Raw genomic sequence first — 24,127 nt, forward strand, 5'->3', positions numbered from 1 at the left:
TTGCCACCACGAGAGGACCGGGGACCGCGTTGCTGTACTACCTGTTCAAGTACGTGCTCATCGGCCCGTTCCTCCGGGTGACGAGTCGGCGGGTCGTGACGGGACGCGAGCACTTCCCGGCCCGGGGGGCCGCTCTCCTCGTCGGCAACCACCAGTCGGTCGCGGACTGGCTGTTCACCCCGCTGCTCCTGCCGCGCCGGGTGACGTTCCTGGCCAAGAATGACTACTTCACGGGAACCGGCATCCGCGGGATGCTCAGCCGGTGGTTCTTCGCCGGCTCCGGGCAGTACCCGATCGACCGCACCAACGCCGACGCCGCACAGGCGGCGCTGGACGCCGGTCTCGAGGTCCTGTCGTCCGGGCGCATCCTGTGCATCTATCCCGAGGGCACCCGTTCCCCGGACGGAAGGCTCTACCGGGGCAAGACCGGGCCGGCCCGGCTGGCGCTGCGCGCGGGCGTGCCGATCATCCCCGTCGGGGTCTCCGGCACCGGCGAGTACGTCCGCAAGGCGACCAGGTTCCGCTTCTTCCCGCGCACCGAGGTCCGCGTGATGCTCGGCGAGCCGCTCGACCTCTCGCCGTGGGCCGGCCGTGAGGGCGACCGGGCGGCCGAGCGCGAGGTCACCGACGAGCTCATGCGTCGCATCCAGGCACTCACCGGCCAGGAGTACGTCCACGACATCTACGGCGCGGACATGAAGAAGCGCTACCAGGCGGTGCGCGAGTCGGGGCACAACCTGCTCGACCAGCCCGTCGACGGGCAGCGCTGACGAGGTGCGGTACTTCTACGACTGCGAATTCATCGAGGACGGCACGACCATCGACCTGGTGTCGGTAGGGGTCGTCGCGGAGGACGGTCGCGAGTTCTACGCGGTGTCCACCGAGTTCGACTCGTCGACGGCCGGCCCGTGGGTCCGCCGCAACGTCCTGCCCAAACTCCCCAACCCGTCGTCCGCGGCGTGGATGTCGAGGGCCCGGATCCGCGACGAGCTCTACGACTTCGTCACGGCCCGGCCCACCGGCCCGGTCGAGATGTGGGCGTGGATCGGCGCCTATGACCACGTCGCGGTGTGCCAGCTGTGGGGCGACATGACGAAGCTCCCGGCGGCGATGCCCAAGTTCACCCGCGACGTCCGCCAACTGTGGGAGCTCGCCGGCCGGCCGGATCTGCCGGCGCACCCCGGGGGCGCGCACGACGCACTCGGTGACGCCCGCCATGTGGCGATGCGGTTCCGGGCCATCGCCGAGCAGGCGCCCCACCTGGGTCTCTGAGGCCTCGCCCGCGCGCGGTGGCGTATCGTCGCCGGGGTGAGCAACTGGATAGTCGACGTCGACATCGCGCAACTCCCCGACCTGCCGCCGCTCTCCGCGGATCTCGACAGGCAGTTGGCCGATGCGCTCTCCCGGCCGGCGCTGCAGCAGCCGTCGTGGGACCCGCAGCACGCCGCCGCCATGCGCAAGGTCCTCGAGAGCGTCCCGCCGATCTGCGTGGCCTCCGAGGTCGAGCACCTCTCGGATCGCCTGGCGGACGTGGCCCACGGTCGGGCGTTCCTGCTGCAGGGCGGTGACTGCGCCGAGACGTTCGAGGCCAACACCGAGCCCCACATCAAGGGCGTCATCCGCACGCTCCTGCAGATGTCGGTCGTGCTGACCTACGGCGCCTCGATGCCCGTGGTCAAGGTCGGTCGCATCGCCGGCCAGTACGCCAAGCCCCGGTCCGCCGACCGCGACGGCAGCGGACTGCTGTCCTACCGGGGTGACATGGTCAACGGCCTCGAGGCGGACGAGGCGGCACGTGAGCACGACCCGTCCCGCCTGGTCCGCGCCTACGCCAACGCGGCCGCGGCGATGAACCTCGTCCGGTCCCTGACGGCGTCGGGCACCGCCGACCTACACCGCGTGCACGAGTGGAACATGGAGTTCGTCGCCGGTTCGCCGGCCGGCGCCCGCTACGAGGCCCTGGCCGCGGAGGTCGACCGGGGCCTGCGCTTCATGGACGCGTGCGGCGTCTCCGACGCGAACCTGCGGTCCGCCGACATCTTCTCCTCCCACGAGGCCCTCGTCCTGGACTACGAGCGGGCGATGCTGCGCCTGGCCGATGACGGGACGGGACTCACCGGAGACGCCGAGCAGGGCCTGTACGACCTGTCGGCCCACTTCCTGTGGATCGGGGAGCGCACCCGCGGCATCGACGACGCCCACGTGGCGTTCGCCTCGCTCATCCAGAACCCCATCGGACTGAAGATCGGGCCCACCACGACGCCCGAGCTCGCGGTCGAGTACGTCGAGAAGCTCGACCCTCACAACCGGCCGGGCCGACTGACCCTGGTCTCCCGCATGGGCAACGACAAGGTCCGAGAGGCGCTCCCGCCGATCGTCCGCGCGGTCGAGGCGACCGGGCACAAGGTGATCTGGCAGTGCGATCCCATGCACGGCAACACGCACTCCACGTCGAACGGCTACAAGACCCGCCACTTCGACCGGATCATCGACGAGGTCCAGGGCTTCTTCGAGGTGCACCACGCGCTCGGGTCGCATCCGGGCGGGATCCACATCGAGCTGACCGGCGAGGACGTCACGGAGTGCCTCGGCGGCGCCCAGGACATCTCCGACCTGGATCTGGCGGGCCGGTACGAGACGGCCTGCGACCCGCGGCTCAACACCCAGCAGTCGCTCGAGCTGGCCTACCTGGTCGCGGAGATGCTGCGCCACTGACGCGTCGGGCCCGGCCGCCGGCGCGACGCGTCAGCCCAGGGCGTCGATCTCGACCTCGCTGCCCCGGGCCACCACCCGGCCGGGCAGCGGGGTCTGGCCGTAGACGATGCCGCTCGACGTCCCCGCGTCGATGGTGGCGCGCAGCCCGGCCTCCTGCAGTCGCTGGCGGGCGTCGGACGCGCGTGAGCCCAGCACGACCGGGACGGTCACCGCGTCCGACGGCACGATCCGCAGCACGGCGCCCGACGGGTCGAGGCGGGTCCCGGCCGGCGGCTCGGTACGGACCACCCGACCGTCGGCGACCTGACGATCGGTGACGGGCGACTCGAGGACGACCGTGAAACCGGCCTTCTCGAGCACGTCGGTCGCCTCGTCGACGGGCACGTCCCTGATGTCGGGCACGGTCAGTGCGTTGGAGACCAGCAGGACGACCCCGTCGCCGCGGGACACGTCGGTCCCGGCGTCCGGGTCGGTGCCCACGGCCAGGCCACCGTCCACCTCGTCGTCGTACACCCTCCTGACCTGCGACACGGCGAGCCCGGCGCCCTCGAGGGCGGCGCGCGCCTGGTCCTCGGCCAGGCCCACCACCTCCGGCACGGCCACCGGCGCCGGCCCGGAGCTGGTGATCATGGCCACGCGCGTGCCCACGTCGACGGTCGTGCCCGCGCCGGGCTGCAGCGACACCACCTGGCCGACTGGCACCGAGTCGGAGTACTCGGTGCCGCCGCGCACCGGCTCCAGCGAGTTCTCACGGAGGGCGGCCGAGACGGCGTCGACGGTGCGGTTCGCACCCACCTCGGGCACCACCGGGCGCCCCACCGACACCAACACGGCGACGGTGTCCCCGCGGGGCACCTTCTCACCCGCCGCGGGGTCGGTGCCCACCAGGCCGGAGGGGGGGACGTCGTTGCTGAAGGCGTCGCGCGTCGCGGCCGCGAGCCCCACGGCGTTGACCGCGTCGGTGGCCTGGCCCACCGACATCCCCTGGACGGAGGGCACCTCCACGAACCGCCCCGAGCCGAGCCACCAGCCGGCGACGGCCAGTCCGATCGCGGCGGCGAGCACCACGATGAGCCATAACATGCCGCGCTGTCGGCGCGGCCGGATGATGTCGCGGTCGGGCGCGGCCTCCACCTCGGCGCGCGGTGCGCGGGCGGGCTCGGCGGGGCCGGCGTGCGTGCCGGGGCCGCCGGCCGGGGGCGCCGGGGCGAGGTCGGCACGCGTCTGGACCCGGGTGGGCGTCGGACCGTCGCCGCGGCGCAGGGCCTCGCCGCTCTCGCGGTCGGCGGCGTCGAACTCGGATTCCCCGCCCGGGGTGGCGCGCGCGGCGTTCGCCCGGGCCCGCGTCCACGAGGACTGCCTCGGCGCGGGGACGACGTAGTCGGGGAACCGCCCGATCCTGGCGGCGCGGTCGAGGTCGCGCAGCATCTCGTCGGCGTCGGCGTAGCGGTCCTCGCGGCTGCGGCGGGTTGCGCGCAGGACCAGGTGGTCGAGGTCCTCGGCGACGGTGTCGGACTGGTCGGACGGCGCGGGGACGTCGGTGTCGAGGCGACGGTAGGCCACCGCGATGTTGTTGTCGCCGCTGAACGGCGGCTCCCCGGTGAGCATCTCGTAGGTCAGAACGCCCAGGGAGTACAGGTCGGAGCGCGGGTCCGTGTCGGCGCCGGAGATCTGCTCGGGGGAGAGGTACGCGGCGGTGCCCATGACCACGCTGCTGGAGGTGGCGCGCGACTCGGCGACCGCGCGCACCAGGCCGAAGTCGGCCAGCTTGACTGGGCCGGACGTGGAGATCAGGACGTTCTCCGGCTTGATGTCCCGGTGAACGAGGCCGGCGGCGTGGGCCTCGCGGAGCGCGCCGAGCAACGGGCGCAGCACGGCGGCCGCGGCGTAGGGCGGCATCGGCCCGCGCTCGTCGAGCAGTTCCCGTAGCGTGCCGCCGGGCACCAGTTCCATGACGAGGAACGCGGTCCCCGCCTCGACGCCCTGGTCGAAGACCTGGACGATCCCCGGATCGGACAGGCGCGCCGCCGACCGGGCCTCGAGCGTGAACCGGTCCACGAACGCGCGGTCGCCGGCGAGGGTGGGGTCGAGCAGCTTGACGGCGACGTGACGGTCGAGCCGCTCGTCCGTGGCCAGGTGGACCGTGGACATGCCGCCGCGGGCGATCACGGCGTCGAGCCGGTAGCGCCCGTCGAGCAGGGTGCCTGGTCCGGGGGGCTGCCCGTCGTAAGTGCTCATATCGTCCATTCTGCCCCTCCCGCCCCGTCCGCGGTACGTCCGGAGACGTCCCGACGCGGCCCGGGGGCTAACGTGGGAGGGGTGAGTACCGTTCCGCACTGCGACGACGTCCTGCCCGCCGGGGCCGAGACCATCAACCTGCCCGAGGTCTCCGAGCGCCTCGGAATCCCGGTGACCCGTGTGCACGATCTGCTGCGCGACGGGACACTGCTCGCCGTCCGCCGCGCGGGCGTCGTCGTGGTCCCGGCCGTCTTCCTGGACGACGACGAGGTCGTGCGGTTCCTCCCGGGACTGATCGCCGTCCTGCGGGACGGGGGTTATCGGGACGAGGAGATCCTGCGGTGGCTGTTCACCGAGGACGACAGCCTGCCCGGCCGCCCGGCCGACGCGCTCCACGGCCACCGCGCGCGGGAGGTCATGCGTCGCGCGCAGGCGATGGCGTTCTGACGGGTCCGGGCTCGGTCCGTTCCGCGGCGGTCGCACGCCACCACCACCACGCCGCGGCGGCGGACGCCACGAGGGCGGCCCCGACGAGCGTGGGGCTGTAGAGGCTGGTCGAGCCGTTGGGGCCGATCGCCATGACGAGGAAGACGGTCACGCCGACCGCCGCGGTCGTCGCGCGCGGGCCGGGCCGGGCGACGAACCAGAACGCCGCCACCCACACGTGGTACCACGGCCAGGACAGTGAGTTGAGTACCACGAAGACCAGTAGTGCGACCATGATGCCGCGCAGCGCCGAGCGGGTGTCCCGGCGGTACAGCCACCACACCACGACCAGCGCCACCGCGAGCACCACGCGCCCCACCTGCCGGGTCACGGCGAGGACGTCCTCGAAGCCGGGGGTGTCGAACGCGGCGTGGACGAGGTGGGCCACGGCGGTCGGCGCGCTCAGGTAGTTGATGACCCGGTCGGAGACGGAGATGGCGTCCACCCAGCCGAGGCCCGTGCCCGCGGCCAGGGTGGCCAGCGCGAACACGACGACCGCCGCGCCCGCGGCGACGACCGTGTCGAGGATCGCGCCCACGAGGGGACTCCCGGGCGGCCGCGGAAGAGGCCGCGTGGAGCCCTGCAGTCGCCGGCGCCGGTCGAGGGCGATCCACAGTAGGAACGGCGCGACAATCACGGCGGTGGCCTTGAACGCCACCGCGAGGCCGATCGCGGCCCCCGCCCACGCGTAGCGCCGGTCGAGGGTGAGCACGACCGCCGCGAGGCACGCCACCAGGGGGAAGATCTCGTTGTGCAGTCCGCCCGCGAGGTGGATGACCGTCAGTGGTGACGCGCCGGCCATCCACACGGCCGCGCCCGCATCGACCCGGGCGCGCCGAGCAGCCGCCGCCACGAGCGCGACGAGCCCGGCCAGCGCGATGAGCACCAGCACGCGCAGGATCAGCACGCCCACCGCGGGATGCCCGCCCGACAGTGCCACGACGCCGCGCATGAGGAGCAGGTGCAGGGGGCCGTAGGGGGTGGCGGTGGACTGCCAGTCGGAGCTGACCTCGGTGGTGAACGGGCCGGGGTTGGCCTCGGGCCCGTACTCGTACGGGTCGACGCCCGCGGCGGTCATGGCGCCCTGCGCCAGGTACGACCACGCGTCGCGGCTGAACAGGGGGACGGCGGGCAGCAGCGGCAGCGACCACAGCGCGGTGGCCCACGCGGCGTCGCGCGTGGGGAGCCGTCCGGAGACCGCCCGGGGGCCGAGCGAGAGCCACGACGTGACCAGGAGCGCGACGCCCGCCCAGCACAGGACGAGGGCCAGGACCTCACCGTGACCGAACGTGAAACCGGGAAGGCCGATCGCGACCGCGGGGCCGCCGTCGACCGGCAGCGCGCCGGCGCCGAAGCCGGAGACCGTGAGCAGCGCGGCACCGAGGACGCCCCGCCACAGCGCGGGACCGGACGGGCCGGTCAGGGCGGCCCGGGCGGAGCCCACCGCCGCGGTGGCCCGGGTGGGCGGGCGTGACGACGACGAGGAGTCCCGCTCCGGTCGGTGTCCGGTGGCTGCGGGCACGGGTCAGGCCCGCCGGCGGGTCGCGGCTTCCGCGAGGTCCCGCAGCATGTCCCGCCCGTGTGCGCTGATCGCGTCCGAGGCGATCGCGTCCAGCGCGCGGGCGGTCAGCTCCTCGATCTCGGTCTCCACGGAGGCGACCGCCCCGGAGTCCACGAGGACGGCGCGGGCCCGTTCGAGCGTCGGGCCGTCGGGTTCGGTGCCCAGGACTCCGGCGAGGAAGCGCGCGTCCTCGCCGGGCGCGAGGGTCATCGCGCGGGCGAGCAGGAGGGTGCGCTTGCCCTCACGGAGGTCGTCCCCGGACGGCTTACCGGTGACCTCCGGGTCGCCGAACACCCCGAGCAGGTCGTCACGCAGCTGGAAGGCCTGGCCCACGGCGACGCCGAACTCCCTCAGCGCGGCGACCGTCTCGTCGGTCGCGCCGGCGAGTTCGGCCCCGATGTGCAGCGGCCTCTCGACGGTGTAGGCCGCGGTCTTGAAGCGGTTCACCCGGGCGGGGGTCTGCTCGTCCGTGGCCCCGGACGCCTCGGCGAGGATGTCGAGCATCTGGCCGGACAGGACCTCGGTCTTCATGGCGTGCCACGGGCCGAGCGCCCGGCCCAGCGCGGCCGGGTCGACGCCGGACGTCACGAACATCTCGTCGGCCCAGCTCAGCGCGAGATCGCCCACGAGGATCGCCTGCGATATCCCGTAGCGGGCGGCGTCGCCGTCCCACCCGTCCCGGCGGTGCGCGGACTCGATCGCGCGGTGCACGGTGGGACGGCCGCGGCGGGTGTCGGAGGCGTCGACGATGTCGTCGTGGACGAGGGCGCACGCCTGGATCAGTTCGAGGGCGGCGCAGGCGGTCACGACCTCCTCGGGCGCCGGGCCGGCGTCGGGCCGGGACGCGGCCCACCCGGCCAGTGCGAACCGGGGCCGCATGCGCTTGCCGCCGTCGAGCACGAAGTCCGACAGGAGCCCGGCCAGCCGGTCCACCCGCTCGTCGACCGCGGCGACGACCGTGCGGCGTCCCTCGATGTGGCGGCGGAGCGTGGCGAGGACGCGTCCTCCGTCGTCGGGGCGGGTCGCCATGACCACGGGCACCATCCCTTCCGGGCGTCCGGTCCGGCCGCCCTCGTCGACGACGATCCTAGTCGTCGGGCGGCGGCCGGACCGGACGCGTGTCGGGCTACCCTGGTCGGGTGACCCAGCTACCCGACCCAGACCCGACGGACGGCGGCCGGCACCCGAGCATCGTGGAGAGGATCGCGACGTCGACCACCCCGAGGGTGCCGTTCTCCGTCGAGTTCTACCCACCCCGTGACGAGGCCGCTGAGGAGCGCCTGTGGCGCGCGGCCTCCGTGTTCTCCGAGCTCGGCGCGGCGTTCGTCTCGGTGACGTACGGGGCCGGCGGGTCGACGCGTGACCGGACCGTCCGCGTGGTCGAGCGCATCGTCCGGGAGACCGACCTGGTCCCGATCGCCCATCTGACGGCGGTCGGGCACACGGTGGCCGAGCTCGCCGACATGATCCGCATGTACGGGGAGGTGGGGGTGTCCAACATCCTCGCGCTCCGCGGGGACCCGCCCGGGGACCCGTTGGGGGAGTGGACGGCGCACCCGGAGGGACTGCGCTACGCCGAGGAGCTCGTCCGGTTGATCCACGAGGTGGGGGACTTCCACGTGGGCGTGGCGTCGTTCCCCGAGGGGCACTACCGGGCGCGCGACCTCGATCACGACACCGAGGTCCTGGTCGGCAAGCTGCGCGCGGGTGCCGAGTACTCCATCACGCAGATGTTCTGGGACGTCGAGCACTACCTGCGCCTGCGGGACCGCGCCGTCGCGGCCGATCCGGAGCAGGGCGACAAGCCCATCATCCCCGGTCTCATGCCGGTCACCAGCCTGCGGCAGGTCAAGCGGATGGTCGAGCTGTCGGGGTGCGCGCTGCCCGACGACCTGGCCGAGCGGCTCCGGACCGCCGCGGGGGACGGGCCGGAGGAGAACCGCGAGGCGGTGCGCGAGGTGGGGATCGACCTGACCACCCGGATGTGTGAGCGGCTGATCGCCGAGGGCGTGCCGTGTCTGCACTTCAACACCCTCAACTTCTCGCGGGCGACCCGCGAGGTCCTCACGAACCTGTCGATGGCGCCCGCGCCCGGGGTGGCGGCCAGCCGGATCTGACCGCCTCAGCGCACCAGGCGGTCCGCGCGGGCCCTCGCGGTCCGCGCGGCCAGGATCGTCCCGATGGACACCAGCAGGGCGGCGCCGATGCCCACGATCATCCACACGGCGAAGCCGCGGGTGGCGGGGTCGGGGTACGAGGACGAGGCCTGCATCCGGGTGATCGAGCCCGGCGCCGGCGTCCAGCTCACGGAATTCCCCGCTCCGACGGTCCCGTTGGTCTCGCTGATGCGGTTGGGGAACGTCAGGTCGACCCGCGTCGTCGTCGACCCGGCGCGATCGGCCGGGAGCATCGACAGGTCGATCGCGCCGCTGAACGACACCGTGTCACCGCTGCGGCGGAACCCGAGCGTGTAGGGGCGGGCGCCCTCGATGTCGATCGCCAGTGTGAGCGTGTCCATCTCCGCGAACGTCAGTTGGGTGAAGTAGATCTCCCGGCCGGTGAACCCGTCCGCCGAGTAGGGCGTGATCCGGACCTTCTGCTCGAGGCCGGACGGCGCGCCGAGCCGCTCGAGGGCCGCCGCCTGCTCCGGTTGATCGCCGGCGATGAGGATGCGGCCGGAGACGGTGTCGTCCTTGCGGACGCTCATCTGGGCGTTGAGCTGGAGACACCCGGTGAGCACGATCAGGAGGGCGGCCAGCGTGGTGAGGCCCGCGACCCGTCGCGGCAGCCGCGAGCGGCCGGAGGCGGCTGAGGGGCGCACGGTCGTGGAGCGCGCGGTCGTGGGGCGCCGGAGCGGTCGGGGCACGGTCACGGCGGTCATTCTGCCCGTACTCCCCGACGCCATAGCGCCGACCTGCCGAGCCTACGTCCGACGAGCCGCGCCACCGTCCTGCCGCTGGCGCCGATGACGCCTCCGCCGGGGTGGGTGGACGCCCCGGCCAGGAACACCCCGTCGGCGCCCGGGACCGCGTGGCCGCGCAGGTCGGGGTGCGGGCGCATCGGCAGCATCTGGTCCAGCGACATCTCCACGTGCATGACGTTCCCGCCGAGCAGCCCGAGCTCGGTCTCCAGGTCCTCCGGGGTCTGGACGTGACGGTGGACGATCGAGTCCGCCAGGCCCGGGGCGAACCGGTCCGCCGCGGCGATGATGCGGTCGGCCTCCGCGGACCCCGCCTCGGACCAGCCCCGCCCGTCGGCGAGATGGCGTGGGTGCCACTGCGACCAGAGGGTGAGCTCGTGCCGGCCCGCCGGAGCGAGGGAGGGGTCGAGCGAGCTGAAACTCATGGCCAGGACGGCGGGGTCCGCGTCGAGCCCACCGGCGGCGGCGACGCCGTAGCGCCGGTCGAGGTGTCGCCGGTCGGTGACGAGCAGCTGCAGCCCGTGGGCGCTGGTCTCGGTGGGCACGCCCGGATAGCGCGGCAGGTCGGTGGTGCCCAGCCGGACGACCATCCCCAGTCCGAAGCCGGGGCGGATCCGCCGTCGCCACCCGGCCACCGTCGTCGCGGGCAGTTCGTGCTCGAGGAGGTCGAGGGTCGTGTGGACGTGGCACGCCGCCACCACCGTCGAACAGTGGAGGGAGTCCCCGCCCTCGGTGTCGACGCGCCAGCCCGGACCCGAGCGGCGGATCGCGGTGGCGCCCGCGCCGGCGGTGACCGTGCCGCCGTGCGCCCGGATCGCCGACGTCAGTGCGTCAGCGAGCGCCCCCGATCCACCGACCGCACGCCCGGGCGGAATCCGGTGCATCAGCGCCGCGAATCCGATCATCGGGGCCGTGGCGGGGTGCGACATCGGCGGACCGGACTGGGCCCCGAACCACGACAGCGCGGCCTTGAGTCGCTCGGAGTCGAACATCGAGTCCAGGAGCGCGTCACCGGAGGACAGGAACGTCTGGGCCGTGCCGAACGGGTCGCGCAGGTCCTCGGCCCCGAGGAACGCCGACCCGAGCCCCGGCGCGGTGGGCCGCACGGAGAAGCCCTTCATCATGCGTCCCGCGAGGACGTCCCACCGCCGGACGAATTCGCGGTACGCGTCGGCATCCGCGTCCCCGCAGGCGGCGGCGATGCTGGCGCACGTCGCGTCGAGGTCGCGGTGGAAGACGATCGGCGGCGCGCCGGACCCGGGCGGAGCGGGCGCGAACCCCCAGGGATCGCAGTCGATGTAGCGCAGTCCGTGGGACGCGAGGTCCAGCTCCTCCGAGATGCCGGTGTGCCGGATCATGAGATGCGCGGACGACCCGCGATCGGTCCGGTGGCCGGGGTACCTCTCCACCGTGGAGGTGGCGCCACCGATCACGGTGTCCTTCTCCACCACGTGGACGTCGTGCCCGGCGCGGGCGAGATAGGCGGCGCAGACCAACCCGTTGTGGCCCGAGCCGATCACCACCACGTCATGACGCGAGCTCACTCGACGGTCCCCGGGCCGGGAAGCGGCAGCGGACGCTCCAGCACCGCGAACGGCCGGGCGTCACCCTCGAAGCGATACGACCGCAGCACGTCGGTGAAGCCGAGCGACCGGTACAACCGCCACGCGCTGTTGTCCTCGCCCTCGATCTCGGGGGTCGACAACAGCACCCTGCTCTCCGGCCGGTCCGCGAGGAATTTGCGCAGTAGGGTCCCGCCGATACCGCGGCCCTGGTGGGTGGGCGAGACGTGTAGCTCGGTCAGCTCGACGTAGTCGGACGGGAGCTCCCGGCCCCGGTCGCGCAATCCCCGGGAAACCTGCTCGTACCACCACTGGCCGAGCGCACCGTGGTAGCCGTAACAGATCGCGACCAGAGGGCCCCTCGACTGTCCGAGCAGACGTCGACGCGGGGCTTCGAACGCGGCCACCCCGGACCAGCCGTCGCGGTAGCTGTGCTCCATCCAGGCGGCCGCCCGGGAGCGGATCACCTGCGACGGATAGCCCATGGCGTCGACGTAGACCCCCAGAGCCTCGGGCAGTCGGTCTCGGAAGTCGGCGGCGTCCAGCCGGGTGATCACGGTGTCCATCCACCCCATTTCATCACGGGCGCGGATCCGGGGCGCCGGGATGTGTCGTACCCCGGCGATACCGTGCGCGCAGACGCGGAGATGCAGGAGGCGGAGGTGCAGCAGATGGACATGAGGGAGACGCGGACCACGAGCAGGACGCGGTCGTCCCGCGGGGGTGCCGTGGGGCCCCTCGGGCGCGCCGGCCGCGCCGAGGTGCACCGTGGCCGCGCGATCGCGGCGGCCGACCCGTCGGAGCGCTTCGTCGAGGCGTACCGCGCCGCCAGGTGCGCCGCCGGCGCGTTGCTCGCCCCGGGGCCACGGCGTCGCGGTCCGGTCGATGTCTGGCACCGGCTCGCGGCGGAGGTGCCGGAGCTGGGCGAGTGGGCGACCGCCCTCGGCGGGTACTCCGCTCTCGCGGCCGCCGTCGAGGACGGGCTCCCGCGGACGATCTCGGCCCGCATGGCGGACGATTTCCTGTGGGCGGTGGGCCGCTTCATGGACCTGGTGGACCAGCGCCTGGGCGTCCTGGGCCCCGCGGCCTGACCCGCCCCGCCGCGGACCCACCGGCCCCCTGGCCCGTCCAGGGGAATCCCGGTGGTCCCGGCCGCGTTGCCCTCGTATGATGGGGAGAACCCTGACCGGCTGATCACCGTCCGCGGTCGGTGCGAACCGACCGAGCCGGCCACGCTCGTCATCACGAGCATCTGAAGGAGGTCGAAGTGCCCCTGTCCGAGCACGAGCAGCGCATGCTCAAGGAGATCGAGAGCGCGCTCTACGCCGACGACCCCAAGTTCGCGTCGTCCGTCCGTAAGACCGGCGCGAGTGGCGCCCGGCGTCCCGCGGGCCTGGTCGTGGCGCTCGCCGTCCTCGGTGTGGCACTTCTCATCGGTGGTCTGGCCCTCGACGTCAAGCCGGGCGGTTTCCCCGTGCTGAGCCTCGTCGGATTCCTCGTCATGTTCGCGGCCGGGGTGCTCGCGCTGCGTTCTACGCCGTCCGCGGGTGCGCCGGGGGTCAAGAACCCGGGCGGGCCGCGTGTCCCCGGGGCCGGGCGGGCCTCCTCCAAGTCCTCCGACGGTCGGTCCTACTCCTCGAGGATGGAGGACCGTTTCCGTCGTCGCTTCGAGCAGGGCCCCTGATCGATCGACGGCCTCCGGGCCGACCACCACGCTTCAGATGAAGGGGTGAGCGCACCAGCGTTCACCCCTTCACTCATTTCCGGGCCCGCCGGCTCCGCGGCCCACCGGCCCACCGGCCCACCGGCCCACCGGCCCACCGGCCCGAGGCCCACCGGCCCGAGGGCCGTCGGCCCCGCGGCTCGCCGGCAGCGGCTCGCGCAGTCGGCGTCTCGCCGGCGGGTCTTAACGCCGAGCCTGGAGCCGCCCCCGGCCCTGGCGTCTCGCTCGCGCGGATGTACGCCGAGCACGCAGCCGCTCCCGGGGATGGCGTCTCGCACCCCCCGCGGTGCGCGCGAGACGCCATGTTGGCGTGCGGCTGCGGCTGAGCGGGCCGGGCGGCTGAGCGGGCCGGGCGGCTGAGCGGGCCGGGCGGCTGAGCGGGCCGGGCGGCTGCGCGCCCACCCCTCCCCACCCCGGGGCCCCACCACGCCCCACCCCGTGGCCCCACCATTCCCCACCGTCGCGGCTGTGACCGTCTCATGGGCTACTTCAGTCACATCAGCCTCAGTAAGTCGCAGAATGTGCGGTTCGTGACGCGGGCTCGGCGGCCGGGGGTCGGCCGCGTCGACGAGGCGGAAACCGTCTGAAGTGCAGTGATGTAAGACGGTGGGGAGAAGTGGGGCGCAGGCCTTGTTTGTGGGGCGTTGTGGGGTACAGTGGGGCACGTAAGGAGCTCGATGGGCCTGGACCCCAGGAGGTGGCGGGTGACCGACACCGATCCCGTCGACTCCGGACGCGAACGAGCCTTCGTCGGGTACGGGACCCACCGTCCCAAGCTCGACGACAAGGGGCGGCTGACGATCCCCGCCAGATTCAGGCCCGGCCTGGCGGACGGGGTGGTGGTGTGTGGGTGGTTCACCAACACGCTCTCGGTCTTCCCTGAAGACGAGTTCGACGCGCTGGTCAGAAAGGTCCGGCCGACCGCCAACCTCAGCGAGAGGCACATGGCGTTCTTCCGGCTCCTGGTGAGCGGCGCGGAAGTCCAACAACTGGACTCGCAGGGACGGATCTCCATCCCCGCGAGTCAGCGGAACTACGCGGGTCTCGACAAGGACTGCGTCGTCAACGGCCTCGGGGAGCGTCTCGAGGTCTGGGACGCCGAGGCGTGGGACCGCTACAGCGCGGAGAACCTACCCGTGTTCTCCGAGATGGAGGGCACCTCGCTCGGGATCGAGTTCTGATCCCGGGAGAGGGAGGACGAGAACGCACACGAGAGCACGACGGACGGAGCCCCCCGGCCCCTGCCCGGCACCACCCTGACGTACTTCCCCAACGCCAGGTGGGTACCGGACGGGGACCAGGGGGCTCCACCACAACCGCCGGAGCACCGACGACCGGACGCAAGGAGGCGAGATGGCAGAACGGCCCGATGCCGATCGCGACGCCACGCGCTCCGGGCACGTCCCCGTCTTCCTCGAGCGCACGATCGAGCTCTTCCGGCCCGTCGTCGAGGCCGCCGCGGAGGAGGGGCGCGCTCCCGTCATCGTGGACGGCACCCTCGGTCTCGGCGGACACTCCTCCCACCTGCTGGCCGAGTTCGGCGAGCTGCGTGTGCTCGGCGTGGACCGTGACCCCGAGGCGCTCGACATGGCGACACGCCGGCTCACCGCGTACCGCGACCGCTTCACGCCCGTCCACGCCCGCTTCGACGACTTCGGCGCCGTGACCGCGGCGCTGCCCCCGGACGCGCGCGACGACGCCGGCCCGGCGATCGACGGCATCCTCCTCGACTTCGGCGTCTCCTCGATGCAGCTCGACGTCGCCGAGCGCGGTTTCGCGTACTCGGTGGACGCGCCGCTCGACATGAGGATGGACCCCACCACCGGGCCGACCGCCGCCGACATCCTCGCCGAGTACCCGCGCGACGAGCTCGCCCGGATCCTACGGGTGTACGGCGAGGAGCGCTTCGCCCGGCAGATCGCGGCAGCGATCGTCCGCCGGCGCGACACCGATCCCATCGTCACCAGCTCACAGCTGGTCGAACTGCTCTACGACACGATCCCCCAGGGCGCCCGCCGGACCGGTGGCCACCCCGGCAAACGCGTGTTCCAGGCCCTGCGCATCGAGGTCAACGCCGAACTCGAGGCCGTCGAGAACGCCGTGCCCGGCTACCTCGACCTCCTGCGGCTCGGCGGTCGCGCGGTCTTCATGGCGTACCACTCCCTCGAGGACAAGATCGTCAAGCGCGAACTCGCGACCCGCACCGCCTCCCGCACCCCGGCGGGCCTGCCGGTGGAGCTGCCCGGCCACGGCCCCGAGTTCGAGGCCGTCACCAGGGGAGCGGAGAAGGCCTCGCAGGAGGAGATCGACCACAACCCGCGCTCGGCCTCGGTCCGGGTGCGCTGCGTCCGGCGTATCGACGGGAGAACCCCATGACGAGCACGATCGACACGCCCGGCACCGTTGACGGGCTCGACACCCGCCCGGCCCCCGGCCCGGACGCCGACGCCCCCGCCGGAGCGGGACGGGCCGTCGGCCTACGACGCAGGCCCGTCACGCGCTCCGTCCGCGGCCGTCGCACCGTGGTCGTCCCCGCGGAACGTCTGAGTCCGGCCGAGCTGGCCGCCAGGGTGCCCTTCGTCGTCGTCCTCCTCCTCCTCATCGGCGCCGGCGTCGGCGGCACCCTCCTGCTGTCAGCCCAGACCACCCAGGACACCTACGACCTCAAGAACGCGCGCGACGCCAACGTCGAACTCGTCGAGCGGATGGAGGCGCTCCGCGCGTCCAACGAGCGCGCCCGTTCGGCCGAGGTGCTCGCGCAGCGCGCCGAGAAGCTGGGCATGGTCGGCGTCGCCAGCGCGCCGATCCTCACCAGGGGATCCGACGGCGTCATCGAGATCGTGGGGGAGCCCGAAGCAAAGCTCGGCGCGCCGATCAAGCCGCTCCAGCCCGCTCCGGTAGCGTCCGAGCGGTCGAGGTCGTCCGACCGGGACGCGTTCGACGCGCCGCCCGCACAGGCGCCGCAGGACCGCACCCCCCGCGGTGTCGCCCCCGTTCCGTACCCGCCGCTCGCCGGCCCGCCGTCCCCGGTGGCGCCGCCGTCCCCCATGGTCGAGCCGGCCCCGCCGGCCCCCGCCGCCGAGGCGGGCCCCGCCCCCGACCCGGCGCCCCCCGGCCGCGCCGCCCGCCCCGACGGCTCCCGGTGACGGTGCCGCGACGCTCGCCCCGGTGCCCGGACAACCCTTCTAGCACCCCCACCCGAAAGGCCCCCGAGATGACCGAACGACGCACCCCGGAAGCGGGACGCCGGGCTACCTCGGGTGACCCGCGCGCCACCGCACCGGGCGTCGGACGGCCACCGAACCGGTTCGGCCGGGTCCTCACCACCAACTCGACCGAGCGCCGGTTCACCTTCATGCGGTCCGCGTTCGCCGTGATCATGGTGATCGCCCTGGTCAAGCTCTTCTGGGTACAGACGATCGGGGGCACCGAGCTCGCGGCCCGCGCGGAGAGCCAGCGGCAGGTCCACCAGGTCCTGCCCGCCACCCGCGGGGCGATCGTCGATCTGGACGGCGACCCCATCGCCTTCACCCGCGAGGCCCGCGACCTGTCGATCCAGCCGCTCGTCGAGCAGCAGAACGCCGAGGCCCGCCGCGAGCTCGACAGCACCAAGCCGACGTGGGACGAGCTCGTCGTGGAGATCGCCGACGAGTTCGAGGCCGTGCTCGGCGACGCCGTCGACCGCGACGAGATCGAGGCCAAGCTCTCCTCCGGCGGCGGCTTCACCTACCTCGTCCGCAACGTCGACGTCACCCAGGCCAACGCGATCGTCCGAAAGTTCCCGATGATCGGCGCCGAGCGCGTCGACATCCGCGAATACCCGGGCGGCGCGCTCGCCGCCAATGTCGTCGGCGCCACCACCAAGAGCGACGAGGGCAAGCTGATCGGCCTGCAGGGCATCGAGTCGCACTTCAACGACCAGCTCGACGGCGAGGACGGCCGGCAGACCTTCGACCGGGCCCAGGACAACACGGTCATCCCCGGCACCCTTCGCAACGTCACCGAACCGCGCGACGGCGACACGATCCGCCTCACCCTCGACGCCGACCTGCAGTGGCACGTCCAGAAGGCGATCCAGTCCGCCAAGGACACCTCGGGCGCGAAGAGCGCGTCCGCCGTCGTCCTGGACGCGCGGACCGGCGAGGTGCGGGCGATGGCCAACGACAACACGTTCAACCCGGCCGTCGGCGTCGGTGCGGAGCTCGAGCGTGGCGCGGACCTCGGCAACCCGGCCATCACCTCCCCGTTCGAGCCGGGCTCCGTGCAGAAGATCATCACCGCGGCCGCCGCCATCGAGGCCGGACTGACCCATCCGGACGAGGTGCACTCGGTCGACGGCAGCATCCGCATGGAGGGAGTCACGGTCTCCGACGCGTGGCAGCACGGACCCACGCCGTACACCACGACCGGCATCTTCGGGAAGTCCTCCAACGTCGGCACTCTCATGCTCGCCCAGCGGGTGGGCAAGGAGCCGTTCTCGCAGTACCTGGAGAAGTTCGGCCTCGGCCAGCGCACCGGCATCGAACTGGCGGGGGAGTCGGAGGGCCTCGTGCCCGACCTGCAGAACTGGCAGGGCGGCACGTTCGCCAACCTGCCGATCGGGCAGGGCCTGTCCATGACCACCCTGCAGATGGCCGGGATCTACCAGACCATCGCCAACGACGGCGTCCGCGTGCCGCCCCGGATCGTCGCCGAGCGGGTCGGCCCGGACGGCGAGAGTCACCCCACCGAACGCCCCGAGGGCGAGCGCGTGGTCAGCGCCGAGACCGCCCGCACCGTGCGCGACATGTTCCGCGCCGTCGTGCAGTCCGGGCCCGGGGCGCAGGCCGGCACCGGCCCCCAGGCCGCGGTCGCCGGCTACCAGATCAGCGGCAAAACCGGCACCGCGCAGCAGATCGACCCGGGTTGCTCCTGCTACTCCAACTCGCGCTACTGGATCACCTTCGCCGGCATCCTGCCGGCCGACGACCCGCGCTACGTGATCGCCATCATGCTCGACGCGCCCTCCCGCGGCGTGCTCGGCGCGTCCGCCGCCCCGCTGTTCCACGACATCGCGTCATGGCTGGTCAACAGGGACAACATCCCGCCGTCCGCCCCCGCGCCGGAACTGGTCCTGCAGGCGCGGTGACCGGCGCCCGGCAGGGTAGCGTGTAGCGGGTTCACGGGAGGGATCGAGCGAGGAAGGCGGGGCGAGGACAGGCGATGACCACGGCGCGACAGCTGGCAGATGCGGTGGGGGCCAGGCTCCTCGGCGACAGGTCCGGGGCCGACGTCGACCTCACCGGGGCGACCATCCGGGCCCAGGACTGCGGCCCGGGTATCCTCTTCGCCGCCCTGCCCGGAACCCGCATCCACGGCGCCTCGTTCGGGGCCACCGCCGTCGAGGCGGGCGCATCCGCGGTGCTCACCGACCCCGAGGGCATCGAGCTGATGGCCGCCGTCGCCGGGCGCCTGCCCGTCCTCGTCCACCCCGCCCCGCGCGCGGTTCTCGGCGCGGTGTCCGCGGCGGTGACCGGAGACCCGTCCGCCGACCTCGACGTCGTCGGCATCACCGGCACCTCCGGCAAGACCACCACCACCTACCTCGTCGAGGCCGCCCTCGAGGGCTGCGGGCACGTCGCCGGTCTCATCGGCACCACCGGCAGCCGCGTGGACGGCCGCGCCCTGCCCAGCCGGCTCACCACCCCCGAGGCACCCGAGTTCCAGGCCCTGCTCGCCCGGATGCGAGCCGCGGGGGCACGCGCCGTCGCGGCGGAGGTCTCCAGCCACGCCCTGCGGCTCGGCCGGGTGGACGGCGTCCGGTTCGCCGTGGGCGCGTTCCTCAACCTGTCGCAGGACCACCTGGACTTCCACCCGAGCATGGACGACTACTTCCGCGCCAAGGCGCGGCTGTTCGACGTCGAGGCGGACCCGGGCTCGGCGGTGTGGCCGGCCGAGCGCGCGGTCGTGGTGATCGACGACGAGTGGGGCCGCCGCCTGGTGGGGATGCGCCCGGACGCGGTAACCGTGTCCGCCGAGCCCGACGCCGACGCCGACTGGACGGCCGGGGAGTCCACCCCGACCGACCGCGACACCCAGGAGTTCACCGTCCACGGGCCCCGCGGGCTGGCCGTGGACGTCGAGCTCCCGCTGATGGGTCGGTTCAACGTCGCCAACGCGCTCGTGGCGCTGGCGATCGTCGACGCCCTGGGCGGGGACGTCGCCGCAGCCGCGGCCGGACTCATGCGGGTGCGGGTGCCCGGCCGCCTCGAGCCGGTCGTGCGCGGCCAGGACTTCCGCGTCCTCGTGGACTACGCCCACAAGCCGGGCGCGGTCGCCGCGGTCCTGCGCTCCGTCCGCGCGCAGACCGAGGGCCGTGTGGCCGTGGTCCTCGGCGCCGGGGGCGACCGCGACCCGGGTAAGCGCCCCAAGATGGGGGCCGCCGCGGCCGAGATCGCCGACCTCGTGGTGGTGACCGACGACAACCCCCGCAGCGAGGACCCCGCCGCCATCCGCGCCGCCGTCCGCGCGGGGGCCGAACAGGCCGCCGGGCCCGACACCCGCGTCGAGGAGGTCGGCGACCGCGGCGCCGCGATCGCCACCGCGATCGACTGGGCCCGCGCCGGCGACGTCGTCGTGATCGCCGGGAAGGGACACGAGACCGGTCAGGAGGTCGCCGGCGTCGTGCACCCGTTCGACGACCGGGCCAGGGCCGCGGAAGAACTCGTCAGACGACTCGGATACCGCGCCCCCACGGGCGAGACGGAGGACAGCACACCATGATCGACCTCACCCTCGGCGAGATCGCGGGGATAGTCGGCGGTCGGTTGGTCGGTGGTGACCCGTCGACGGCCGTGACCGGCACCGTGGAGTTCGACTCCCGCCGCCTCACCCCGGGCGGGTTGTTCCTCGCCCTGCCCGGCGAACGCGTCGACGGCCACGACTTCGTCGCCCGCGCGCTCGACGCGGGGGCGGCCGGTGCGCTCGTCGCGCACGAGGTCGACGGCGTGGACGGTGCGCAGATCGTCGTGCCCGCGGTCGACCGTCGCGAGACCAACGCCATGGCGCTGGCCGCCGACACCGACGGCTCCGGGGCCGCCGTGCTCACCGCGCTCGGCGCCCTCGCGCGCGCCAGCGTCGACCGGCTGGTCGCCGACCACGGGCTCGTCGTCGTGGGGGTCACCGGGTCGTCGGGCAAGACCAGCACCAAGGACCTCATCGGCGCCGTACTGTCGGCGGCCGGCACGGTCGTCGCACCCCCGGGCTCGTTCAACAACGAGATCGGCCACCCGTGGACCGCGCTGCGCGCGGACGAGGACACCGACTTCCTCGTCCTCGAGCTCAGCGCCCGCGCACCCGGCAACATCCGCGAGCTCGCGGCCCTCGCGCCCCCGCGCGTCGGGGTGGTCCTCAACGTCGGCACCGCGCACCTGGGCGAGTTCGGTTCGCGAGAGGTCATCGCCGCCACCAAGGGTGAGCTCGTCGAGGCGCTGCCGGACGCCGCGCACGGCGGGGTCGCCGTCCTCAACGCCGACGACGACCGGGTCGCCGCCATGGCCGGTCGGACCTCCGCCGAGGTCGTCACGGTGGGGCTGGGTGGGTCCGCGGACGTCCGTGCGGAGCGGGTGAGGCTCGACGACGAGGTGCGCGCCTCGTTCACGTTGGTCACCCCGCGGGGTGAGGCGGAGGTCGCGCTCCGGGTGCACGGCGAACACCAGGTGGGCAACGCCCTGTCGGCGGCCGCGGTGGGCCTCGCGTGCGGGATGGACGTCGAGCGGATCGCGGCGGCGCTGGGTACCGCCGAGGCCGCCTCCGTACACCGGATGGACGTGCGGATGACCGCCGACGGCGTCACCGTCATCAACGACTCGTACAACGCCAACCCCGATTCGATGCGGGCCGCGCTGAAGTCCCTGGCCGTCATGGCCCGCTCCGGCGGCGGCCACCGGCGGACCTGGGCGGTGCTGGGGGAAATGGCCGAGCTCGGCGAGGACGCGGTCATCGAGCACGACCTCATCGGGCGTTTCCTCGTCCGCCTGGACGTGTCCCAGCTCGTGGTCGTGGGCCTGGGCCGTCCCCAGCGGGCGCTGTTCCAGGGCGCGATCCAGGAGGGCTCGTGGGGTTCCGAGGCGGAGCACGTCGCCACCGCCGAGGAGGCCGTGGCGATCCTGGACGAGCGCGTGGAGCCCGGCGACATCGTCCTGGTCAAGGCCTCTGCTGCCGTCGGTTTGTGGAGCGTCGCCGAGCACCTGCTCGCGTCGCGTGGTGAGGAGAACCAGTCATGACCCAGATCATGATCGCAGGCATCGTCGCCTTCGTCGTGAGCATCTTCCTCACACCCCTGCTCATCATCTATTTCCGGCGCAAGGGCTACGGCCAGGAGATCCGTCTCGAGGGACCGCAGTCCCACATGAGCAAGCGCGGCACGCCCAACATGGGTGGCGTCGCGATCCTCACCGCCGTGTGGCTCGGGTACATCGTCGCCGGGGTGATCGGGCAGGTCACGGTCGGTGGGGGCGGCTTCACCGCCTCGGGCGTGCTCGTGCTCGGCCTGGCCACCGCGCTGGCGGTGGTGGGGATGGTCGACGACGGGCTCAAGGTATTCAAGCGCCACAACAAGGGCCTGGGCATCCTGTCGAAGACGGTCGGGCAGGTCCTCGCGGCGCTGGCGTTCGGCGTCCTCGTGCTGCAGTTCCGCAACAACGACGGGCTCACCCCCGCCAGCACGTCATTGAGCTACGTGCGGGACTTCGTCGCGGTGAGCTTCCCCGTCGTCGTCTTCCTCGTCTTCATCGTCGTCCTCGTCTACGGCTGGTCCAACGCCGTCAACTTCACCGACGGCCTTGACGGCCTCGCCGCCGGGTCCATGGCGATGGTGATGGGCACCTACGTGGTGTTCACCTTCTGGCAGTTCCGCTACTCCTGCTTCTCCACCGCGGAGGGAGTCGACCTGTCGGGCTGCTACCAGGTCCGTGACCCCCTCGACATCGCGGTGGTCTGTTCGGCGGCGCTCGGCGCCTGCCTGGGCTTCCTGTGGTGGAACGCGGCCCCCGCGAAGATCTTCATGGGGGACACCGGGTCGATGTTCCTCGGCGGCATCGTCGCGGGCGTGTCCGTGGTCTCTCGCACCGAGCTGCTCATGGTCGTCGTGGGCGCCGTGTTCGTCATCGAGTTCGTCTCCGTGCTCATCCAGGTGGCCGCGTTCCGCACCACGGGCCGTCGGCCGTTCCGCATGACCCCCATCCACCACCACTTCGAGAACGGCGGCTGGGCCGAGACCACGGTGACCATCCGGTTCTGGCTGCTGGTGGCCATCTCGTGTGGCCTGGCGATCGCGTTGTTCTACGGCGACTGGCTCGCGAGCTCGGCGGGATGACCGACATGACCGATATGAGCGAGACCGCCGCGTCGACCGACCGGCCGGGGCTGGACGTCCGGGCGCTGCACGGGCTGCGGGTGTTGGTCCTGGGCGCGGGCGTGTCCGGGCCGGGCGCGGTACGCATCCTCGACGCGCTGGGCGCCGAGCCCGTGGTCGCCGACTCGCGACCCGAGGCGATCGCACGCCTGCGGGAGGCGCTGCCGGACGGTGTCGCGTGCGAGGGCGTCGACCTCGACCGCGCCGCCGAACTCCTGGCCGCCTCGCGCGGACCGGTCGGCCAGGCCGGTGGAGCCGGCGGGGCCGGTGCAGCCGGTGCGGTCGACCGGATCGGTATCGACCTGGTCGTGACCAGCCCGGGATGGCGCCCCGACTCGCCTCTGCTGGTCGCCGCTGCGGACGCCGGGATCGGCGTGTGGGGCGACGTGGAGCTGGCGTGGCGCGCCGACGCCGCCGAGCTGTTCGGCCCCCGCCGCACATGGCTCGCGGTGACCGGCACCAACGGCAAGACCACCACCACCTCGATGCTCGAGGCGATCTGCCTCGAGGCGGGCATGGCGGCGCGCGCGTGCGGGAACATCGGGCTGCCGGTGACCGACGTGCTGCTGGCCGAGCCGCGCGTGGAGGTGCTCGCGGCCGAACTGTCGAGTTTCCAGCTGCACTGGGCACCGAGCTGCCGGCCGGACGTGGGCGTGGTCCTCAACGTCGCCGAGGACCATCTCGACTGGCACGGGTCCATGGAGGCGTACGCCGCGGCCAAGGCGCAGGTCCTCACCGGCCGGGTGGCCGTGGCCGGTGCCGACGACGAGATCGCCGCCCGACTGCTCGCCGACGCGCCCGCCGCGACGCGTATCGGGGTGCGCCTCGGCGCTCCCGCCGCGGGGGAGTGTGGCGTGGTCGACGGCGTGCTCACCGCGCGGATCGGCGGTGGTGACGACGACGACGAGGTGCCGCTGCTGCCGGCCGCGGACGTGCGCCCGGCCGGGCCCGCGGGCGTCCTCGACGCACTCGCCGCCTCGGCCGTGGCCATGTCCGTGGGCGCGCGGGCCGAGCACGTCGCCGCGGCCCTGCGTTCGTTCACGGTGGGCGCCCATCGCGCCGAACCGGTCGGAGTCGTCGACGGGGTCACCTACATCGACGACTCGAAGGCCACCAATCCGCACGCCGCCCGCACCTCGCTGCTCGCGGGCGGGCCGATGGTGTGGATCGCCGGGGGACTGCTCAAGGGCGCCGACGTCGAGCCACTGGTCGCCGAGGTCGCTGATGTCCTGCGCGGGGTGGTCCTCATCGGCCGCGACCGCGGGCGGATCGCCGGGGCATTGGCCCGACACGCGCCGACGGTGCCCGTCGTGGAGCTGGCCTCGGGAGACGATGACGACGCTGCGGGTCCCGACGAGCCGCAGCAGACGATGGACCGCGCGGTCGCCGAGGCCGCGCGGATGGCCACCGGAGGCGACACCGTGTTGCTCGCCCCGGCTGCCGCGTCGATGGACATGTTCACCGACTACGGCCACCGGGGGCGCAGCTTCGTCCTCGCCGTGGGCCGCGTGGCCGGGAGGTAGAGGCT

Annotated in this window: 21 protein-coding genes; 15 read left to right on the plus strand and 6 right to left on the minus strand. The window is 73.2% G+C overall.

All coding sequences use genetic code 11. The features are described from left to right. Window positions 1–29 precede the first annotated feature (29 nt). Genes VYL96_RS06195 through VYL96_RS06205 form a run of 3 tightly spaced genes read left to right on the plus strand, consistent with a single transcriptional unit; the run spans window position 30 to window position 2,715 of the window. Window positions 30–770, plus strand: coding sequence for a lysophospholipid acyltransferase family protein (locus VYL96_RS06195; protein ID WP_131886068.1), 741 nt, complete (start codon window positions 30–32; stop codon window positions 768–770). Window positions 771–774: 4 nt separating this feature from the next. Further along, window positions 775–1,272, plus strand: a complete 498-nt coding sequence (locus VYL96_RS06200; RefSeq protein ID WP_131886067.1) for a polyadenylate-specific 3'-exoribonuclease AS — start codon at window positions 775–777, stop codon at window positions 1,270–1,272. A 36-nt stretch (window positions 1,273–1,308) separates the two neighbouring features. Then, window positions 1,309–2,715 carry a class II 3-deoxy-7-phosphoheptulonate synthase gene (locus VYL96_RS06205; RefSeq protein ID WP_131886066.1) on the plus strand — a complete coding sequence of 469 codons (1,407 nt, stop codon included), beginning with the start codon at window positions 1,309–1,311 and terminating at the stop codon, window positions 2,713–2,715. A 30-nt stretch (window positions 2,716–2,745) separates the two neighbouring features. Here the strand turns inward: VYL96_RS06205 and pknB are convergent, their stop codons facing one another. After that, window positions 2,746–4,953, minus strand: coding sequence for a Stk1 family PASTA domain-containing Ser/Thr kinase (gene pknB / locus VYL96_RS06210; RefSeq protein WP_243699742.1), 2,208 nt, complete (start codon window positions 4,951–4,953; stop codon window positions 2,746–2,748). An 81-nt stretch (window positions 4,954–5,034) separates the two neighbouring features. Here pknB and VYL96_RS06215 point away from each other — a divergent pair, with 81 nt between their 5' ends. Continuing rightward, complete coding sequence (locus VYL96_RS06215) at window positions 5,035–5,400, plus strand: Rv2175c family DNA-binding protein (RefSeq protein WP_007630648.1); 366 nt, start codon at window positions 5,035–5,037, stop codon at window positions 5,398–5,400. On the opposite strand, the gene mptB is transcribed toward VYL96_RS06215, so the two are convergent. Both mptB and VYL96_RS06225 read right to left on the minus strand, forming a co-directional pair. After that, the gene (gene mptB / locus VYL96_RS06220) at window positions 5,369–6,961 is read right to left on the minus strand and encodes a polyprenol phosphomannose-dependent alpha 1,6 mannosyltransferase MptB (RefSeq protein ID WP_243699741.1); all 1,593 of its coding nucleotides are present in this window, start codon (window positions 6,959–6,961) and stop codon (window positions 5,369–5,371) included. The two genes, VYL96_RS06215 and mptB, sit on opposite strands and share 32 nt — an antisense overlap. A gap of 3 nt (window positions 6,962–6,964) precedes the next feature. Next, window positions 6,965–8,044: a polyprenyl synthetase family protein gene (locus tag VYL96_RS06225; RefSeq protein ID WP_131886064.1), complete on the minus strand. Its 1,080-nt coding sequence runs from the start codon at window positions 8,042–8,044 to the stop codon at window positions 6,965–6,967. A gap of 95 nt (window positions 8,045–8,139) precedes the next feature. Between VYL96_RS06225 and metF the strand changes: the two genes are divergently transcribed. Then, a complete protein-coding gene (metF, locus tag VYL96_RS06230) occupies window positions 8,140–9,117 on the plus strand; it encodes a methylenetetrahydrofolate reductase [NAD(P)H] (RefSeq protein ID WP_109149224.1) in 978 nt (325 codons plus the stop codon). Between the two features lie 5 nt (window positions 9,118–9,122). On the opposite strand, the gene VYL96_RS06235 is transcribed toward metF, so the two are convergent. From VYL96_RS06235 to VYL96_RS06245, 3 genes are read right to left on the minus strand one after another with little or no spacing between them, the layout of a single operon-like run. Continuing rightward, window positions 9,123–9,881: an LppM family (lipo)protein gene (locus tag VYL96_RS06235; protein ID WP_131886063.1), complete on the minus strand. Its 759-nt coding sequence runs from the start codon at window positions 9,879–9,881 to the stop codon at window positions 9,123–9,125. Then, window positions 9,878–11,464, minus strand: coding sequence for a phytoene desaturase family protein (locus VYL96_RS06240; RefSeq protein WP_131886062.1), 1,587 nt, complete (start codon window positions 11,462–11,464; stop codon window positions 9,878–9,880). The genes VYL96_RS06235 and VYL96_RS06240 overlap by 4 nt, the downstream gene beginning before the upstream one ends. Beyond that, window positions 11,461–12,048, minus strand: coding sequence for a GNAT family N-acetyltransferase (locus tag VYL96_RS06245; RefSeq protein WP_131886061.1), 588 nt, complete (start codon window positions 12,046–12,048; stop codon window positions 11,461–11,463). Before VYL96_RS06245 ends, VYL96_RS06240 begins: the two co-directional genes overlap by 4 nt. Before the next feature lie 63 nt (window positions 12,049–12,111). On the opposite strand from VYL96_RS06245, the gene VYL96_RS06250 reads away from it, so the two are divergent. The 10 genes from VYL96_RS06250 to murD all read left to right on the plus strand — a co-directional run bounded on the left by VYL96_RS06250 (window position 12,112) and on the right by murD (window position 24,122). Beyond that, window positions 12,112–12,573: an SAV_6107 family HEPN domain-containing protein gene (locus tag VYL96_RS06250; protein WP_243699739.1), complete on the plus strand. Its 462-nt coding sequence runs from the start codon at window positions 12,112–12,114 to the stop codon at window positions 12,571–12,573. A 176-nt stretch (window positions 12,574–12,749) separates the two neighbouring features. Further along, on the plus strand, window positions 12,750–13,166 hold the full coding sequence (locus VYL96_RS06255) for an SCO2097 family morphological protein (RefSeq protein WP_061228920.1): 417 nt from the start codon (window positions 12,750–12,752) through the stop codon (window positions 13,164–13,166). Window positions 13,167–13,909: 743 nt separating this feature from the next. After that, window positions 13,910–14,386 carry a division/cell wall cluster transcriptional repressor MraZ gene (gene mraZ, locus VYL96_RS06260; protein ID WP_007629002.1) on the plus strand — a complete coding sequence of 159 codons (477 nt, stop codon included), beginning with the start codon at window positions 13,910–13,912 and terminating at the stop codon, window positions 14,384–14,386. Window positions 14,387–14,558: 172 nt separating this feature from the next. Further along, window positions 14,559–15,581: a 16S rRNA (cytosine(1402)-N(4))-methyltransferase RsmH gene (gene rsmH / locus VYL96_RS06265; protein WP_131886060.1), complete on the plus strand. Its 1,023-nt coding sequence runs from the start codon at window positions 14,559–14,561 to the stop codon at window positions 15,579–15,581. Next, a complete protein-coding gene (locus VYL96_RS06270) occupies window positions 15,578–16,351 on the plus strand; it encodes a cell division protein FtsL (RefSeq protein ID WP_131886059.1) in 774 nt (257 codons plus the stop codon). Before rsmH ends, VYL96_RS06270 begins: the two co-directional genes overlap by 4 nt. 68 nt (window positions 16,352–16,419) lie before the next feature. Further along, window positions 16,420–18,333, plus strand: a complete 1,914-nt coding sequence (locus tag VYL96_RS06275; RefSeq protein ID WP_131886058.1) for a peptidoglycan D,D-transpeptidase FtsI family protein — start codon at window positions 16,420–16,422, stop codon at window positions 18,331–18,333. A gap of 74 nt (window positions 18,334–18,407) precedes the next feature. Then, the gene (locus VYL96_RS06280; protein ID WP_131886057.1) at window positions 18,408–19,967 is read left to right on the plus strand and encodes a UDP-N-acetylmuramoyl-L-alanyl-D-glutamate--2,6-diaminopimelate ligase; all 1,560 of its coding nucleotides are present in this window, start codon (window positions 18,408–18,410) and stop codon (window positions 19,965–19,967) included. Further along, window positions 19,964–21,469 (plus strand): UDP-N-acetylmuramoyl-tripeptide--D-alanyl-D-alanine ligase, encoded by a 1,506-nt coding sequence (locus tag VYL96_RS06285; protein ID WP_131886056.1) that lies wholly within the window; start codon window positions 19,964–19,966, stop codon window positions 21,467–21,469. The genes VYL96_RS06280 and VYL96_RS06285 overlap by 4 nt, the downstream gene beginning before the upstream one ends. Continuing rightward, on the plus strand, window positions 21,466–22,560 hold the full coding sequence (gene mraY / locus VYL96_RS06290) for a phospho-N-acetylmuramoyl-pentapeptide-transferase (RefSeq protein ID WP_131886055.1): 1,095 nt from the start codon (window positions 21,466–21,468) through the stop codon (window positions 22,558–22,560). Before VYL96_RS06285 ends, mraY begins: the two co-directional genes overlap by 4 nt. A gap of 5 nt (window positions 22,561–22,565) precedes the next feature. Next, window positions 22,566–24,122 carry a UDP-N-acetylmuramoyl-L-alanine--D-glutamate ligase gene (gene murD / locus VYL96_RS06295; protein ID WP_131886054.1) on the plus strand — a complete coding sequence of 519 codons (1,557 nt, stop codon included), beginning with the start codon at window positions 22,566–22,568 and terminating at the stop codon, window positions 24,120–24,122. The last annotated feature ends 5 nt before the right edge of the window (window positions 24,123–24,127 follow it).

Origin of the sequence: Dietzia maris (genome assembly GCF_036287335.1) — a bacterium.
In the GTDB taxonomy this organism is placed as follows: domain Bacteria; phylum Actinomycetota; class Actinomycetes; order Mycobacteriales; family Mycobacteriaceae; genus Dietzia; species Dietzia cinnamea.

Excerpts from the sequence above, each read along its gene's own strand:
- pknB (WP_243699742.1), bottom strand. The coding sequence starts at position 4,953 with ATGAGCACTTACGACGGGCAGCCCCCCGGACCAGGCACCCTGCTCGAC.
- VYL96_RS06225 (WP_131886064.1), bottom strand. The coding sequence starts at position 8,044 with ATGGTGCCCGTGGTCATGGCGACCCGCCCCGACGACGGAGGACGCGTC.
- VYL96_RS06235 (WP_131886063.1), bottom strand. The coding sequence starts at position 9,881 with ATGACCGCCGTGACCGTGCCCCGACCGCTCCGGCGCCCCACGACCGCG.
- VYL96_RS06245 (WP_131886061.1), bottom strand. The coding sequence starts at position 12,048 with ATGGACACCGTGATCACCCGGCTGGACGCCGCCGACTTCCGAGACCGA.
- rsmH (WP_131886060.1), top strand. The coding sequence starts at position 14,559 with ATGGCAGAACGGCCCGATGCCGATCGCGACGCCACGCGCTCCGGGCAC.
- VYL96_RS06270 (WP_131886059.1), top strand. The coding sequence starts at position 15,578 with ATGACGAGCACGATCGACACGCCCGGCACCGTTGACGGGCTCGACACC.
- VYL96_RS06275 (WP_131886058.1), top strand. The coding sequence starts at position 16,420 with ATGACCGAACGACGCACCCCGGAAGCGGGACGCCGGGCTACCTCGGGT.
- VYL96_RS06280 (WP_131886057.1), top strand. The coding sequence starts at position 18,408 with ATGACCACGGCGCGACAGCTGGCAGATGCGGTGGGGGCCAGGCTCCTC.
- VYL96_RS06285 (WP_131886056.1), top strand. The coding sequence starts at position 19,964 with ATGATCGACCTCACCCTCGGCGAGATCGCGGGGATAGTCGGCGGTCGG.
- mraY (WP_131886055.1), top strand. The coding sequence starts at position 21,466 with ATGACCCAGATCATGATCGCAGGCATCGTCGCCTTCGTCGTGAGCATC.
- murD (WP_131886054.1), top strand. The coding sequence starts at position 22,566 with ATGACCGATATGAGCGAGACCGCCGCGTCGACCGACCGGCCGGGGCTG.